Source organism: Peribacillus muralis (assembly GCF_001439925.1).
In the GTDB taxonomy this organism is placed as follows: domain Bacteria; phylum Bacillota; class Bacilli; order Bacillales; family DSM-1321; genus Peribacillus; species Peribacillus muralis.
Genome location: NZ_LMBV01000001.1, coordinates 204,115 through 204,582, shown reverse-complemented (window position 1 = coordinate 204,582; position 468 = coordinate 204,115). Strand labels below are relative to the sequence as shown.

At 57.7% G+C, this 468-nt stretch carries 1 protein-coding gene; it reads right to left on the bottom strand.

What is annotated here, in order from left to right; translation table 11 throughout:
- Positions 1 to 297 (bottom strand): hypothetical protein (locus tag ASU00_RS25270; RefSeq protein WP_201786251.1); only part of this gene is annotated, 297 nt, incomplete at its 3' end.
- Between the last annotated feature and the right edge of the window lie 171 nt (positions 298 to 468).

Here is a 468-nt window from a genome sequence, read left to right as displayed (position 1 = left end):
ATTCATCATGTCTGGCTGATCTCCGTTTTGACCGCCATTCATCATGTCTGGCTGATCTCCGTTTTGACCATGCATCATCATGCCGGGCTGGCCTCCGTTTTGACCACCCATCATCATGCCGGGCTGGCCTCCGTTTTGGCCGTGCATCATCATGCCCGGCTGGCCTCCGTTTTGACCACCCGTCATCATGCCGGGCTGGCCTCCGTTTTGACCACCCATCATCATGCCGGGCTGGCCTCCGTTTTGACCGCCATTCATCATGTTTGGCTGGCCTCCGTTTTGGCCGTGCATCATCATGCCGGGCTGACCTCCGTTTTGACCTGGCATCATCATGCCGGGCTGACCTCCGTTTTGACCACCCATCATCATGCCGGGCTGGCCTCCGTTTTGACCACCCATCATCATACCGGGCTGACCTCCGTTTTGACCACCCATCATCATACCGGGCTGACCTCCGTTTTGACCGTG